The organism is Arthrobacter sp. ISL-28, assembly GCF_018613875.1.
Taxonomy (GTDB): Bacteria; Actinomycetota; Actinomycetes; order Actinomycetales; family Micrococcaceae; genus Arthrobacter.
Genome location: NZ_JAGGPJ010000007.1, coordinates 303,626 through 318,570 on the forward strand (window position 1 = coordinate 303,626; position 14,945 = coordinate 318,570).

Consider the following 14,945-nt stretch of genomic DNA (forward strand, 5'->3'; position numbering starts at 1 on the left):
TGCACAACTGTGTTGACAGACGAGTTGGGCCAGGGCGGTACAGCCGCCGAGGGCCCGGGCAACAGGGCAGAACATCAAGGCAGGACGAGTGGGAACCTGGTCCAGCTGATCACCCCGGCAGGGGAACGCGTCAGCCACCCCGAGTACGATCCCTGGGTCCAGGACGTGACGGACGAGCAGCTCTGTTCGCTGTATGAGGACCTGGTGGTCATTCGGCGGATCGACACGGAGGCCACGGCACTTCAAAGGCAGGGCGAGCTGGCACTCTGGCCGCCGCTGCTGGGCCAGGAAGCCTCCCAGATTGGCTCGGCCAGGACGCTCCGGGATGACGATTTTGTTTTCCCCAGCTACCGCGACAACGGGGTTGCCTACTGCCGGGGAATCAAGCTGACGGACATCATCCGCGTCTGGCGCGGCAACGCCGCGGGCGGGTGGGATCCCTACACCGTCAACATGGCGACCTCCCAAATCGTTATTGGCTCGCAGACGTTGCACGCCACCGGCTACGCGATGGGCATCCAGAACGACGGCGCTGATTCGGTGGCCATCACCTACTTTGGCGATGGCGCGACCAGCGAGGGCGACGTCAACGAAGCCATGGTCTTCGCGGCCAGCTTCCAGGCGCCGGTCGTGTTCTTTTGCCAGAACAACCACTGGGCCATTTCCGAACCCGTCCGACTGCAGTCCCACATTCACATTGCGGACCGTGCCGCGGGCTTCGGCATTCCCAGCATGCGGGTGGACGGCAACGATGTCCTCGCCGTGATGGCCGCCACCCGTGTTGCCCTGGACCGCGCCCGCCGCGGCGGAGGACCCACCTTCATTGAAGCCGTCACGTACAGGATGGGTCCGCATACGACCGCGGACGATCCCACCAGGTACCGCGATGCCAACGAACTCGAGGATTGGGCCGCGAAGGATCCGATCCGCCGGGTCAAGGCGCTGCTGGACCGCAAGGGCCTGCTCACAGAAAAGCTTGAAGCAGCGGTGCAGCAGAAGGCGGACGCCGTGGCCCGCGAGATGCGGTCCGGATGCATCAACATGCCCGACCCGGAGCCGCTGGACGTCTTCAAGCACGTGTACAGCACGCCGAACTCGTGGCTGGACCGCCAGCAGGACCATTACGCCCGCTACCTGGCTTCCTTCGGTGATCCCGCAGGAGCCGCCTCTGAAGAAGGTGCACACTGATGACCCAGATGACCTTTGCCCGGGCCATAAATTCCGGGCTGCGCAAATCACTCGAGAACGATCCAAAGGTCATCCTCATGGGGGAGGACATCGGAGCGCTCGGCGGCGTGTTCCGGGTGACGGACGGCCTGCAGAAGGACTTTGGCACGCATCGGGTTGTGGACACCCCGCTGGCAGAGTCCGGCATCATGGGCACGGCGGTGGGCCTGGCCTACCGGGGCTACCGCCCGGTGGTGGAGATTCAGTTCGACGGATTCATCTATGCCGCCTTCGACCAGATCGTGTGCCAGGTGGCCAAGTTCCATTACCGCACCCAAGGCGCGGTGAAGATGCCGCTGACCATCCGCGTTCCCTTCGGCGGGGGGATCGGGTCTCCGGAATTCCATTCAGAATCTCCCGAGGCGTACTTCACCCACACCTCGGGCCTGCGCGTTGTTAGCCCGTCAAACCCGCAGGACGCGCACGTCATGATCCAGCAGGCCATCTCGTGTGACGATCCGGTGCTGTACTTCGAGCCCAAGCGCCGCTACCACGATAAAGGCGAAGTGGATGAGTCCCTTGACGCCGCCGGTGCGCTGTCCATGGAAAAGGCCCGCGTGGTCGCCGATGGCAGCGACGTCACGCTGGTCGCCTACGGCCCGCTCGTGAAGACCGCCCGCGACGCCGCCACGGCGGCAGCCGATGAAGGCGTCTCGGTGGAAGTCATCGATCTCCGCTCCTTGGCCCCGGTGGACTATGCCACGGTAGAGGCCTCTGTGCGCAAGACCGGCAGGCTCGTGATAACCCACGAGGCCAGTCAGTCGGGCGGGCTGGGCGCCGAAGTGGCAGCCAGCATCACGGAACGGTGCTTCTACCATCTGGAGGCGGCTCCGGTCCGCATTACAGGCTTTGATGTGCCGTACCCGTATTCCAAGTTGGAGATGCACCACCTTCCGAGTTTGGACAGGATCCTCGACGGCGTTGACCGTGCACTTGGCAGGCCGAATTCGCTGAGCGGGCGGGAAGGATGACCGCCGCCATGATCAAGGAATTCCGGCTCCCCGATCTCGGCGAAGGCCTGACCGAATCCGAAATCGTCAACTGGAAGGTCAACGTTGGGGACACGGTACGCCTGAACCAGGTCATTGCTGAGGTGGAGACCGCCAAAGCCGTGGTGGAGCTTCCCTCCCCGTTCGCCGGCGTCGTCACCGCCCTGCATGAGCAGCCGGGCACCGTGGTGGAGGTGGGGAAGCCGATCGTCTCCTTCGAAGTGGAAGGCGACGCCGACGGACCGCCCGCCGCCGGTGCTGAGGCTGAGGCGGAGCCCGCGAAGAGGGAACCGAACCTCGTTGGGTACGGCGCCGTCGTCGAAACTACCGGCCGCCCCGTGCGCCGGCAGCGCAATCTCGCCGCAGTCCCACCGCTGGTTGAGCCTGCCGAAACCGAGCGCCCGCCGGTTGAGCCTGCCGAAACCAAGCCTGCCGAACGCCCCCGTTCCACGCCGCCGGTGCGGAAGCTGGCCAAAGACCTCGGCGTGGCCCTCGAGGACGTTCACGGCAGCGGCCGCGGCGGACTCATCATCCGGGACGATGTGCTGAACTTCGTGGGCGGCGGGGATCTGCCCGCCGCCGGCCAGGAGTTCGCGGCAGCCGGGGCCGGGCAGCCCCCAGAGCGGGCGGTGTCCGGGCAGGGTGAACGTGAAGTTCGGTCTCCCATCAAGGGGGTCCGCAAGCTCACCGCGGCAGCTATGGTGTCCAGTGCCTTCACGGCGCCGCACGTTACGGAGTTCCTCACCGTTGACGTCACCCCCGCCATGGAACTGCTGGCCCGGCTCAAATCCAGCAAGGCGTTTGCCGGGCTCAAGCTGACGCCGCTGACCCTCGTGGCCAAGGCTGCCCTGATTGCACTGCGGCGCAACCCTTCCCTGAATTCCAGGTGGGACGAAGCCAACCAGGAGATCGTGCAGTTCAACTACGTGAATCTCGGGATCGCCGCAGCCACCCCGCGCGGCCTCACCGTGCCGAACATCAAGGACGCGGACCGGATGTCGCTCGCCGAGCTGTCCAGGGCGCTCACCGAACTGACCGAATCGGCCAGGGCCGGCAAGACGAGCCCCGCGGACCTCTCTGGCGGCACCATTTCCATCACCAACATCGGGGTCTTCGGGATCGATGCGGGCACGCCGATCCTGAACCCGGGCGAGGCCGCCATCCTGGCCATGGGTGCTGTGCGGAAGATGCCCTGGGAATACCAGGACCAGGTCGCGCTGCGGCAGGTCATGACCCTGAGCCTGTCCTTCGACCACCGGCTGGTGGACGGCGAACAGGGTTCCCGGTTCCTGGCGGACCTCGGCGCCCTGCAGGCCGACCCCGGCATGGCTCTGGCACTGGCCTAAGCACTAAACCGGCCCTGGCCCTCACAACCGTCGTTGTCCAGCGACGGTTGTGAGGGCCAGGGCCGTTCGTGGGGCTAGAGCCGGTGAGGCCGCCTCTTAGCCCGGTGCCGTCAGGGCCGCGAGCGCCATGTTCTCGAGCAGCGGCCTGGCGGACTTGATGGCCATTTTCCGGCCATGGTTCCGGACCGAGTGGGGGGTCGAGTTGATCAGTCCGAAGGTCGCATGCGCCCGCATCCGGAGATCCGCCGTGTCCGTGCCGCTGTGGATCCGGGCCAGGACGTCAACCCAGAGCTCAACATAGCTGCGCTGCAGGGCCCGCACCTGCGCCTGGTCTTCGTCAGTAAGGTTGGTGAAGTCCCGGTCCTGCACGCGGATGACGTCGGGATTGCTCAGGGCGAAGTCCACGTGGAACTGCACGAGCCGGCCAAGCGCTGCGGCAGCGTCCCCGGATTCGGCCACGACCCGCTGGCCGCCGTCGAGCAGGTCCTGGCTGACACTCAGCAGCAGGGCGCCCAGCACGGCCTGTTTCCCGGGGAAGTGGCGGTAGACGGCCGGACCGCTGACTCCGGCGGCGGCGCCCAGGTCCTCTAGGGACACACGGTTGAAGCCGTTGACGGCGAAGAGCGACGCAGCGGCGGTCAGCAGTGCCTGCCGGCGGGTTTCCTTCGCCCGGCTGCGCTGGGTTGCCTTGGCCGGCTGGCTGTCCTCGCCCACGGCGTCCGGCTGCACGCCGGGCCCGCTCCCGGCAAGCTGGCCCTGCTCTGTGATCGGCACATTTCCTCCTCGAAAGAGCAAACTCTAGCAACTCGCGACTGTGTTGGACATCACAGTTAATAGAGACTAACGTAATCTCAGTTACACGGCACTAACCGAAAAGCGGCCCGCGCCGGACAGAATCCGGAGCGGCCCAGGAACGGAAGCGGTCAATGGAGACACTCGCCAGCCGGCTGGATCCCACCAGCGAGGCTTTTACGGCCACCAGCCTCGCGCAGCAGGCGCTCGCGGGCGAGCTGCGCAAGCGGCTCGCCACAGCGGCACAGGGCGGACCGGAGAAGTCCCGCGAGCGCCATGTGGCCCGCGGCAAGCTGCTTCCGCGGGAGCGTATCGACCAGCTCCTGGACGACGGGAGCCCCTTCCTCGAGATCGCTCCGCTGGCGGCCAACGGAATGTACAACGACGATTCGCCCGGCGCCGGGGTGATCGCCGGCATCGGGCTGGTGCACGGGCGCCAGGTCCTGGTCATCTCCAACGACGCCACGGTCAAGGGCGGCACCTACTATCCCATGACGGTGAAGAAGCACCTCCGTGCCCAGGAGATCGCGCTCGAAAACCGGCTGCCCTGCATCTACCTGGTGGACTCGGGCGGGGCCTTCCTTCCCAAGCAGGACGAGGTCTTTCCCGACAGGGAGCACTTCGGCCGGATCTTCTTCAACCAGGCGAAGATGTCGGCGGCGAAGATCCCGCAGATCGCCTCCGTCATGGGCTCCTGCACGGCCGGCGGAGCCTACGTTCCCGCCATGAGCGACGAGACTGTCATCGTCCGCAACCAGGGCACCATCTTCCTGGGCGGACCACCGCTCGTGAAGGCCGCCATCGGCGAGATTGTCACAGCGGAGGAACTCGGCGGCGGGGATGTCCACTCCCGGATCTCCGGCGTCACGGACCATCTGGCCGAAAACGACGAGCATGCCCTGCAGATTGTGCGGGACATCGTCGCCACCCTGCCCCGCCCGGCCGCGCCCGCCTGGGACGTGGACACCGCTGTCGACCCCGTTGTTGACCCGGGGGAGATCTACGGCGCCGTCCCCACGGACGTCAACGCGCAGTACGACGTCCGTGAGGTCATCGCCCGGCTGGTGGACGGCAGCAGGTTCCACGAGTTCAAGAAAAACTACGGCATCACGCTCGTCACCGGCTTCGCCAGGCTGCATGGCCATCCGGTGGGCATCGTGGCCAACAACGGCGTCCTGTTCAGTGAGTCCTCACTCAAGGGGCCGCACTTCATCGAGTTGTGCGACCAGCGGGGCGTTCCGCTGATCTTCCTGCAGAACATTTCCGGGTTCATGGTGGGCAAGGACTCCGAGCAGGGCGGCATCGCCAAGAACGGCGCCAAGATGGTTACGGCGGTGGCCACCGCACGGGTGCCCAAGCTGACCGTCGTGATCGGCGGTTCCTTCGGGGCCGGAAACTACTCCATGTGCGGCCGGGCCTATTCCCCGCGGTTCCTGTGGATGTGGCCCGCAAGCCGGATCTCCGTAATGGGCGGCAACCAGGCCTCGAGCGTTCTGGCCACCGTGAAGCGCGACCAGTACGAGGCCGCCGGCCAGGAATGGTCGGCCGAGGATGAGGAGGCCTTCAAGGCTCCCGTCAGGCAGCAGTACGAGGACCAGGGCAGCCCCTACTACTCCACCGCGCGCATTTGGGACGACGGCGTGATCGACCCCGCGGACACGCGCACCGTGCTGGGCCTCGCCCTCGACGTCGTCTCCCGCGCCCCGCTGCCGGAGACATCCTTCGGCCTCTTCCGAATGTGAGCCAGCAGTGACGAATCCAGCAGTGACGAATCCAGCAGTGACGAATCCAAAAGTGACCACCACGGCAATGACCAGCACAGCAGTAGTCCAGTCCGACGGGGAGGCCAAGCCTGCCATGTTCCACACCGTCCTGGTCGCCAACCGCGGCGAGATTGCCTGCCGCGTGATCCGCACGCTGGGTGCCATGGGCATCCGTTCGGTTGCTGTCTACAGCGACGCCGACGCCGGAGCCCGCCATGTGCGCGAAGCGGATGCTGCCGTCCGGATCGGGCCGGCCGCGGCGGCCGAAAGCTATCTCAAGATCGAGGCGATCATCCGGGCGTGCAAGGACTCTGGCGCGCAGGCGGTGCACCCCGGCTACGGCTTCCTCAGCGAAAACGTCGAGTTCGCCCGTGCACTGGCGGCTGCGGGGATCGCCTTCATCGGTCCCGGCGTGGAGCCCCTGGAGGTCATGGGGGACAAGATCCGGTCCAAGAACCACGTGGCCGGTTACGGCGTGCCTGTCGTTCCCGGCATCGCCGAACCCGGGCTGACGGACGAGGACCTGATCAGCGCCGCCGCAGCCGTGGGATATCCGCTGCTCATCAAGCCGTCCGCGGGCGGCGGCGGCAAAGGGATGCACATCGTGGAGCGCCCGACCGACCTTCCGGCCACCCTGGCAACGGCCCGTCGCGTTGCGGCCAGCGCGTTCGGCGATGACACCCTGTTCCTTGAGCGCCTGGTCATGGCCCCCCGGCACATTGAAGTCCAGGTGCTGGCTGACAACCACGGTAACGTGATCCATCTGGGGGAGCGCGAGTGTTCCCTGCAGCGCCGGCACCAGAAAGTGATCGAGGAGGCGCCGTCGCCGCTCCTCGAATCGTTGAACGATGGCGGCGCTACCCGCGCGCGCATCGGTGAAGCCGCCTGCCAGGCGGCCCGCAGTGTGCACTACACCGGGGCGGGAACCGTCGAGTTCCTGGTCTCAGACAACGCACCGGACGAATTCTTCTTCATGGAGATGAACACCCGCCTCCAGGTGGAGCACCCGGTCACGGAAATGGTCACCGGGGTGGACCTCGTCGAGTGGCAGGTGCGCATCGCCGCCGGCGAGGTACTCACCGTGGCGCAGGACGACGTTGTGCTTGAAGGCCATGCTGCGGAGGCCCGTGTCTACGCGGAGGTTCCGGAGCGGAACTTCCTGCCGTCGTCCGGCACAGTGGTGCTGCTCGACGAGGCCGGAACCATCTTTTCCGCCCCTTCCGCCGTGGCGCGTGCTGATTCCGCCGCGGCGCGTGGTGATTCCGCGGGGGCCGCCGATCCCCACATCCGCATCGATTCCTCGCTGCAGCCGGGGCTGGAGATCTCCAGTGATTACGACCCCATGCTGTCCAAGGTCATCGCCTGGGGACAGGACCGCCAGTCGGCGCTCGACAGGCTGGACACAGCGCTGGAGCGGTACACGGTCCTCGGTGTGGGAACCAACGTGGAATACCTTCGGCTCCTGATCAACGACGACGACGTACGCGCCGGCCACTTGGATACCACGCTGATCGACCGGAAGATGCCGGACCTGGCGTTCCGGAGCGTCGCGGACGCCGACCTCATCGCCGCGGCCATGCAGTTCTGGATTGTCGACGAGGGTCCCGCAGGCGTCGCTTCTCCCTGGAACAGCGTCCGCGGCTGGCGCCTGGGCGTCCCGGCGCCCTGGCGGATGAGTTTTGGCCTTTCCGGCGGAGCGATGGCCACCGTGGCCGTCACCTGGCTGGGCGACGACAACCTTGGCCACGCCCTGGTCCGGGTCAACGGGGGACCGGAACACAGAGTCCGGGTCCAGAGGCTGACCGGCGAATCCATTCGGCTCACAGTGGACGGGCAGGAACAGACCTTCGCGTTGGGCTCCCTCCGGGAGGACCGCCAACGGGAAGGGCGGCCGCAGCACGTCTACGTGGGCAACGGCGGCTGGTCCTGCGGACTCGAAGTGCTCAGCCGGGAGTCCCGCCTTGAACGCGTGCTGGCCGCCATACAGCGTGAAGTGGGCGTTGCGGATCCCGAAGTCCGCTCGCCCATGCCGGGGACTGTCGTCTCGGTTTCCGCCAGCGACGGCGAGACGGTGGAAGCCGGCCAAGTGCTGCTGTCCGTGGAAGCCATGAAGATGGAGCACCAGCTCGTGGCCGAAGTTGCCGGCACCGTGCACATCACCGTCAGGACCGGGGACCTTGTGAAGGCCGACCAGGTGCTGGCGACGATCCACGCGGAGCCCGCCGCCCACCGGGGAACGGCCGGGGAAGAAGCGGCAGACGACTCACCAATCCACGATCCAACACATGAACGTAAGGGAGCCTAGCTATGGCCGATTTTGAGCTCAGCGAGGAGTACCAGGACCTCAGCAACACCGTCCGCGAGTTTGCCGACGAGGTCGTGGCGCCCGTCTCGGCCAAGCACGACGAAGAACACAGCTTCCCGTACGAGGTTGTCTCGCAGATGGCGGACATGGGCCTGTTCGGCCTGCCCTTTCCCGAGGAGTCCGGTGGCATGGGCGGGGACTACTTCGCGCTGGCACTTGCACTGGAACAGCTCGGCCGGGTGGACCAGTCCGTGGCCATCACCCTGGAAGCCGGCGTATCGCTTGGCGCCATGCCGGTCCACCGGTTCGGCACGGAGGCTCAGAAGGAGGAGTGGCTGCCGCTGCTCGCCTCCGGAAAGGCGCTCGCAGGGTTCGGCCTGACCGAGCCGGAAGCCGGCTCCGATGCCGGCGGCACGAAGACCACCGCCCGACTGGAGGACGGCCACTGGGTCATCAACGGCAACAAGGAGTTCATTACCAACTCCGGAACGGACATCAGCCGGCTGGTGACGGTCACCGCCGTGACCGGCAAGCAGGAGCGCCAGGACGGCAGCATCAAGAAGGAGATCTCCACCATTCTGGTGCCCACCAACACGCCGGGCTTCACGGCGGAGAAGGCCTACAACAAGGTGGGCTGGAATGCCTCCGACACGCACCCCCTGACGCTGAAGGATGTCCGCGTTCCCGAAGCCAACCTTCTGGGCGAACGGGGCCGGGGCTACGCAAACTTCCTCTCCATCCTCGACGAGGGCCGGATCGCCATCGCGGCACTCGCGACGGGCGCGGCCCAGGGCTGCGTGGATCTCTCGGTCCGGTACGCCAAGGACCGCAGCGCGTTCGGCAACAACATCGGCAAGTACCAGGCCATCTCCTTCAAGATCGCCCGCATGCAGGCACGCGCCCATACTGCCCGCCTGGCCTACTACGACGCGGCCGCCAGGATGCTCGCCGGCAAGCCGTTCAAGACCCAGGCGGCCATCGCTAAGATGGTCGCAGGCGAGGCGGCCATGGACAACGCGCGGGATGCCACCCAGGTATTCGGCGGCTATGGCTTCATCAACGAATTCACCGTGGCACGCCACTACCGCGACTCCAAGATCCTTGAAGTCGGAGAGGGCACCACGGAGGTGCAGCTGATGCTTATCGCCCGGGAACTGGGACTGTGAACGCCCCGGTGGCCGAGCCTGTCGAGACACCTGAAAGGATCAACGATGATTGACAAGGTTGTTGCCAGCGCTGCCGAGGCCGTTGCGGATATTTCGGACGGCGCGTCGCTCGCCGTCGGGGGGTTCGGCCTGTGCGGGATCCCGGTGGCCCTGATCGATGCCCTGCATGAGCACGGCACCAAGGATCTGGAAACGGTGAGCAACAACTGCGGCGTGGACGACTGGGGGCTCGGGATCCTGCTCAGGGACGGCCGCATTCGGCGGACCATCAGCTCCTATGTCGGGGAGAACAAGGAGTTCGCCCGGCAGTACCTTTCCGGGGAACTCGAGGTTGTGCTGACCCCGCAGGGAACGCTCGCCGAGAAGCTGCGCGCCGGCGGCGCCGGCATTCCGGCGTTCTACACGAAAGCGGGCGTCGGCACCCAGGTGTCCGAAGGCGGCCTGCCGCAGAAGTACGACGCCAACGGCGGCATTGCGATCGCCTCCGCGCCCAAGGAAGTTCGCACCTTCAACGGCGTGGACTACGTGCTCGAAGAGTCCCTCGCGCCCGACTTCGGCCTGGTCCATGCCTGGAAGGGCGACCGGCACGGCAACCTGGTCTTCCACGCAACGGCCATGAACTTCAACCCGCTGTGCGCCATGGCAGGCCGGATCACCATCGCCGAGGTAGAAGAACTGGTGGAACCGGGGGAGCTGGACCCCGAACACGTCCACCTGCCCGGCATCTTCGTCCAGCGGGTTGTCGTCGCGCCGCAGGCGGAAAAACGCATCGAAAAGCGGACGGTGGCGCTCTCCGCCCCGTCGGCAGCCGGCACCACCGACCAGGCAGGAGCATAGCCATGGATCCGAACAGCCCGGAGGCTCCCCGCCCGGAGGGGGTCCGTCCCGAGTACCGGCGCGCTGCCATGTCGCACCCAGAGGGCAAGGGCTGGACGCGGAACGAACTCGCCGCACGCGTGGCACAGGAGCTCAGCAACGGCCAGTACGTCAACCTCGGCATCGGGATGCCCACGCTGATCCCCAACTACATTCCCGCCGGAGTGGAAGTGGTGCTGCATTCGGAGAACGGGATCCTCGGCGTCGGGCCCTACCCGGGCGAGGACGAGATCGACCCGGACCTGATCAACGCGGGCAAGGAAACCGTCACCGTCAACAAGGGTGCGGCGTTTTTCGACTCCGCCCTGTCCTTCGGCATGATCCGGGGCGGGCACGTGGACGTGGCCGTGCTTGGCGCCATGGAAGTTGCCGCGAATGGCGATCTGGCCAACTGGATGATCCCGGGCAAGATGGTCAAGGGCATGGGCGGCGCGATGGACCTGGTCTTCGGAGCCAAAAAAGTCATTGTGATGATGGAGCACGTGGACCGGAACGGCAGGCCCAAGATCGTGGAACAGTGCACGCTGCCGCTCACGGGCAAGGGCTGCGTGGACCGGATCATCACGGACCTCGCCGTGATTGACGTCGTTGCCGAGGGCGGGCAGTCCCGGCTGGTGCTGCGCGAGCTGGCGCCCAACGTGTCCATTGACGATGTGGCGGCGGCCACCGGCGTCGAGCTTTTCGAGGAAGACCAGGAACTGACCGTATGACGGCGAACCCTCCGGAGCGAGTCACTGAGGAGGCGCAGGTGACTGAACAGCGTGTCGTTGAACAGCGCGGTCTGTACTTCGAGGAACTCGAAGAGGGCGTGGTGTACGCGCACCGGCCGGGCCGGACAGTGACCGAAACGGACAACGTCCTCTTCACCACCATGACCATGAACACCCAGGGGCTGCACCTGGACGCCGCGTGGAGCGCGGGGCAGCCGTTCGGGCAACGGCTGGTGAACTCCATGTTTACGCTGGCAACCGTCGTCGGGCAGTCCGTCACGCAACTGACGCAGGGCACCATCGTCGCGCAGCTGGGACTCACCGACGTATCCTTCCCAAACCCGCTGTACCACGGCGACACCCTGTACACGGAGACCGTCATCTCCGGCAGGAGGCTGTCCGGATCCCGCCCGGGGCAGGGCATCGTCACCATGAAGCACACGGGCCGCAACCAGGACGGCGCCGTGGTTGCCCTCGTGACGCGCAGCTGCCTGATGTGGACACGGGAGGCTCATCTGGAGGCGGAGGCCGCACAGAAGTCAGTTCGAGGGGGAGAATGAAGCCATGAGTTTCGTCATGGGTCCTGCCCTGCTGTTCTGCCCCGCCGACCGCCCCGAACGCTTTCAGAAAGCCGCTGAGCGCTCCGACGCCGTCATCCTGGATCTTGAGGATGCGGTGGCCCCGGCAGACAAAAAGCGCGCCAGGGGGGCAATCCTCGCCCAGGTCGGTGCCCAAGGCGATGTCCCCGAGCTCGAACCCACCCGCACCATCATCCGGATCAACCCGGCCGGCACGGAGGACTTCGAGAAGGACCTCCACTGCCTCGCGCATACGCCCTATCGCACGGTAATGCTTGCCAAGACAGAAAGCGCGGAGCAGCTGCGGGCGCTGGAGGACTTCCACGTCATCGCCCTCTGCGAAACGGCGGCCGGGATCATCAACGCCCCCGCCATCGCCGCCGCGCCCAACGTCGTGGCGCTGATGTGGGGCGCGGAGGACCTCCTGGCGTCCCTCGGCGGCACCTCGAGCAGGAGGGACGACGGCGGCTACCGTGCGGTGGCGCTGCACGCCCGCTCCTCGGTGCTGCTGGCGGCAGGCGCCTTTGGCAAGGAAGCCGTGGACGCCGTCTACGTCAACATCCCCGACCTCGAGGGGCTGACCGAGGAATCCCGCGATGCCGTGGCCTCCGGCTTCAGCTCCAAGGCGTGCATCCACCCCGACCAGGTGGCGGCCGTCCGGGCAGCCTACGCGCCCAGCGAGGAGGACGTCGCCACGGCCCAGGAGCTTCTGGAGGCGGCCCGCGCCGCCGGTACGGGAGTGTTCCAATTCAAGGGCAAGATGATCGACGGGCCCATCCTCAAGCACGCGGAGTCGACTATCCGGCGGGCCGGCGCACTGGCCTAGCAGGCGGCTTACTGCTGGCGCCCCGGTGCCCGACGCAGGGAGAGCGGCGGGATGGCCTCATACAGCGGGGTTCTGATCCAGCGCTGGCCGGTCTCGCGGAACTCGGCCCGGCTGGAGAAGCGGTACAGGTAGGTGCGGGCGCGCACCCAGCGGGGGCGTTCGCCGTCGAACGGGTCATGGCGCAGCAGGCGCAGCACCGTGCGGTCGCCCTCCAGAAGCTTGGCCAGGAAAGCGTAGAACCACTCCTCATGGACGGTGCGCAGCGGGAGGAACCACATGAGCCAGTCCAGCCGCAGGTGGTAGGGCGCCCACTGGCGCGGCACCCTGCGCACATCTCCGGGCTTCCCCTTGAAGCCGTACTCTTGCCAATCCGCGGTTTCGTCCGGATCCTCGTCCATGGTGCCTTCCACCGCTACCTCGACGCGCTGCTTCGTCACAGTGCCGAAGGCGCCGTACGTGTTCACGAGTTGCCAGCGGTTGAAACTGGCGTTCATCAGCTGGTGGTGTGAGAACAGGTTGCGGATCGGCCAGTAGCTGAGCACCACCAGCAGCAGAGTGGCGGCGAGAGTCAGCCCAAGCCACCACAGCGGCGTCTCGTCGCCCGAGTAGGCGGGATGCCAGTTCAGCGGGAGGAACGGCAGCACCGCGTGGGCGACCGGATCGCTGACCGCTGCGAAGGCCAGCACTATGGCGATCCAGTTCAGCCAGGCGAAGTTGCCGGTGGCCACGAGCCACAACTGCGTGAAGATGACGATGCCGGCAGCGATGCTGGCCAGCGGCTGCGGGGCAAAAAGGAAGAAGGGCACCACGAGTTGGGCGAAGTGGTTGCCCAGCACCTCCACCCGGTGGAACAGCTTGGGCAGGAGATGCGCCTGCCGGCTCAGCGGGCCAGGCATGGGCTGCGTCTCGTGGTGGTAATACAGGGCTGTCAGGTCCCGCCACTCCCGGCCGCCCCGGATCTTGATCATGCCCGCGCCGAATTCCAGGCGGAACACCAGCCAGGCCACGAGGATCAGGATGGTCCGGGGCGGATCGGTCTGGTCGGAGCCAAGAAACGCCACGGTAAAGCCTGCCTCGAGAAGCAACATCTCCCAGCCGAAGCCATAGAACGTCTGCCCCACATTGACGATCGACATGTACAGCAGCCATAGCGCCAGGAAGGCCAGGAGCGGCACCCAGGGCGGACCGAGCTGGGGAAGGCCCGCAACGAGGGTCGCCGAGATGGCCATCCCGGTCCCGCACACCGCCCGCAGCAGCCGGTCCGAGTAGCGCCAGCGGAACAGCGTGGGCCGCCGCAGCCTGCTGAACGCCTCCAGGTAATCCGGAACGGGGAGCAGCCCGCGCTCGCCGAGCAAAGCCGGGAACTGGTTCAGCGATGAAAGGAACGCAACGAAGTAGAGCGCAGCGACGCCACGCTGCAGCACTTGCCGGGCGAATTCAAAATCCGGCGCGTCGAACCAGGCGGCCCAGTCCACGCTTCCACGTTACTCACGGCAACAAACGCGTCAAGGTGCGGTGACAAGGGCGGGAGCGCCAAAGATAGGAGGGACGTGCCGCGGCACTAGGATCGAAACCATGTTTGTTGTGGTGCTCGTCGCCGTGGTGGCGGGAGCGCTGGCGCAAAGACTCGCCGGCCTGGGGTTCGGGCTTCTCGTGGCGCCGGTCCTGGTGGTGCTCCTGGGACCCTTCGACGGTGTGATGATCGTCAACCTGTGCGGAGCGGTGTCATCGCTGCTTATCCTGTCCAGGGTGTGGCGGCACGTTAACTGGCGGCGCTATTTCGGCCTCGCGGCATCCGCCATCACCGGCGTGCTGCCCGGTGCCTGGCTGGCAAGCCACGCTCCCGAGGCGCCGCTGGAGATCTGCATCGGGGTCCTGCTGATCCTCGGACTCCTGGCTTCACAGCGGCTGAACCGCAGCCCATGGCAGGCCTCGGGTCCGGTTCCGCTGGTCTCCCTGGGATTCTCCAGCGGCCTCATGAATGCGGCCGCAGGCGTCGGCGGGCCCGCCATCACTGCCTACGCCATCGTCACCCGCTGGGAGCAGAAAGGCTTCGGCGCAACCCTGCAGCCCTACTTTGTGACCACGGGGCTGTCCTCGCTGCTGAGCAAATACCTGTTTTCCGGCGGACACCTTCCCGGGCTTGAAGGCTGGCAGTGGCTGGGCATCCTGGCCGCCATGATCGTGGGGATCGTGGCCGGCGACCTGCTCTCCGGGAAGGTGCAGCCCGGGATCATCCGCAGGATTGTCGTCATGATCGCCTACGCGGGAGCCGTATCCACGGTGGCCAAAGGCATGCTCGGACTGGCCATGAGCTAGTCACCCCACCCTCTGCCGGATCCGACGGCGGCCAGGGGTGCGGGATAC

The 14,945-nt window shown here is 66.5% G+C and carries 13 protein-coding genes; 11 read left to right on the forward strand and 2 right to left on the reverse strand.

Annotation, left to right across the window (positions count from 1 at the left end):
* The first annotated feature begins 9 nt into the window (after nt 1–9).
* The 3 genes from pdhA to J7E80_RS06230 are packed head-to-tail and all read left to right on the forward strand — an operon-like array spanning nt 10 to nt 3,562.
* Entirely contained in the window at nt 10–1,188 is a 1,179-nt protein-coding gene (gene pdhA / locus J7E80_RS06220) for a pyruvate dehydrogenase (acetyl-transferring) E1 component subunit alpha (RefSeq protein WP_215050597.1), read from the forward strand.
* Entirely contained in the window at nt 1,188–2,198 is a 1,011-nt protein-coding gene (locus J7E80_RS06225; protein ID WP_215050598.1) for an alpha-ketoacid dehydrogenase subunit beta, read from the forward strand. The genes pdhA and J7E80_RS06225 overlap by 1 nt, the downstream gene beginning before the upstream one ends.
* Complete coding sequence (locus tag J7E80_RS06230) at nt 2,195–3,562, forward strand: dihydrolipoamide acetyltransferase family protein (RefSeq protein ID WP_215050599.1); 1,368 nt, start codon at nt 2,195–2,197, stop codon at nt 3,560–3,562. The genes J7E80_RS06225 and J7E80_RS06230 overlap by 4 nt, the downstream gene beginning before the upstream one ends.
* A gap of 96 nt (nt 3,563–3,658) precedes the next feature.
* Here the strand turns inward: J7E80_RS06230 and J7E80_RS06235 are convergent, their stop codons facing one another.
* Nucleotides 3,659–4,291: a TetR family transcriptional regulator gene (locus J7E80_RS06235; RefSeq protein ID WP_215050723.1), complete on the reverse strand. Its 633-nt coding sequence runs from the start codon at nt 4,289–4,291 to the stop codon at nt 3,659–3,661.
* A gap of 197 nt (nt 4,292–4,488) precedes the next feature.
* On the opposite strand from J7E80_RS06235, the gene J7E80_RS06240 reads away from it, so the two are divergent.
* From J7E80_RS06240 to J7E80_RS06270, 7 genes are all read left to right on the forward strand, one after another.
* Nucleotides 4,489–6,096: a carboxyl transferase domain-containing protein gene (locus tag J7E80_RS06240; protein WP_215050600.1), complete on the forward strand. Its 1,608-nt coding sequence runs from the start codon at nt 4,489–4,491 to the stop codon at nt 6,094–6,096.
* Nucleotides 6,097–6,163: 67 nt separating this feature from the next.
* Nucleotides 6,164–8,422 carry a biotin carboxylase N-terminal domain-containing protein gene (locus tag J7E80_RS06245; RefSeq protein WP_251036562.1) on the forward strand — a complete coding sequence of 753 codons (2,259 nt, stop codon included), beginning with the start codon at nt 6,164–6,166 and terminating at the stop codon, nt 8,420–8,422.
* A gap of 2 nt (nt 8,423–8,424) precedes the next feature.
* Nucleotides 8,425–9,588 carry an acyl-CoA dehydrogenase family protein gene (locus J7E80_RS06250; RefSeq protein ID WP_215050601.1) on the forward strand — a complete coding sequence of 388 codons (1,164 nt, stop codon included), beginning with the start codon at nt 8,425–8,427 and terminating at the stop codon, nt 9,586–9,588.
* Nucleotides 9,589–9,633: 45 nt separating this feature from the next.
* Nucleotides 9,634–10,425: a CoA transferase subunit A gene (locus tag J7E80_RS06255; RefSeq protein ID WP_215050602.1), complete on the forward strand. Its 792-nt coding sequence runs from the start codon at nt 9,634–9,636 to the stop codon at nt 10,423–10,425.
* A gap of 2 nt (nt 10,426–10,427) precedes the next feature.
* On the forward strand, nt 10,428–11,174 hold the full coding sequence (locus tag J7E80_RS06260; RefSeq protein WP_215050603.1) for a CoA transferase subunit B: 747 nt from the start codon (nt 10,428–10,430) through the stop codon (nt 11,172–11,174).
* On the forward strand, nt 11,171–11,734 hold the full coding sequence (locus J7E80_RS06265; protein ID WP_215050604.1) for a MaoC family dehydratase: 564 nt from the start codon (nt 11,171–11,173) through the stop codon (nt 11,732–11,734). The genes J7E80_RS06260 and J7E80_RS06265 overlap by 4 nt, the downstream gene beginning before the upstream one ends.
* Nucleotides 11,735–11,738: 4 nt before the next feature.
* Complete coding sequence (locus tag J7E80_RS06270) at nt 11,739–12,578, forward strand: CoA ester lyase (RefSeq protein ID WP_215050605.1); 840 nt, start codon at nt 11,739–11,741, stop codon at nt 12,576–12,578.
* Between the two features lie 8 nt (nt 12,579–12,586).
* Here the strand turns inward: J7E80_RS06270 and J7E80_RS06275 are convergent, their stop codons facing one another.
* Entirely contained in the window at nt 12,587–14,053 is a 1,467-nt protein-coding gene (locus tag J7E80_RS06275; RefSeq protein ID WP_215050606.1) for a lipase maturation factor family protein, read from the reverse strand.
* Nucleotides 14,054–14,153: 100 nt separating this feature from the next.
* Here J7E80_RS06275 and J7E80_RS06280 point away from each other — a divergent pair, with 100 nt between their 5' ends.
* Nucleotides 14,154–14,897 carry a sulfite exporter TauE/SafE family protein gene (locus tag J7E80_RS06280; RefSeq protein WP_215050607.1) on the forward strand — a complete coding sequence of 248 codons (744 nt, stop codon included), beginning with the start codon at nt 14,154–14,156 and terminating at the stop codon, nt 14,895–14,897.
* The last annotated feature ends 48 nt before the right edge of the window (nt 14,898–14,945 follow it).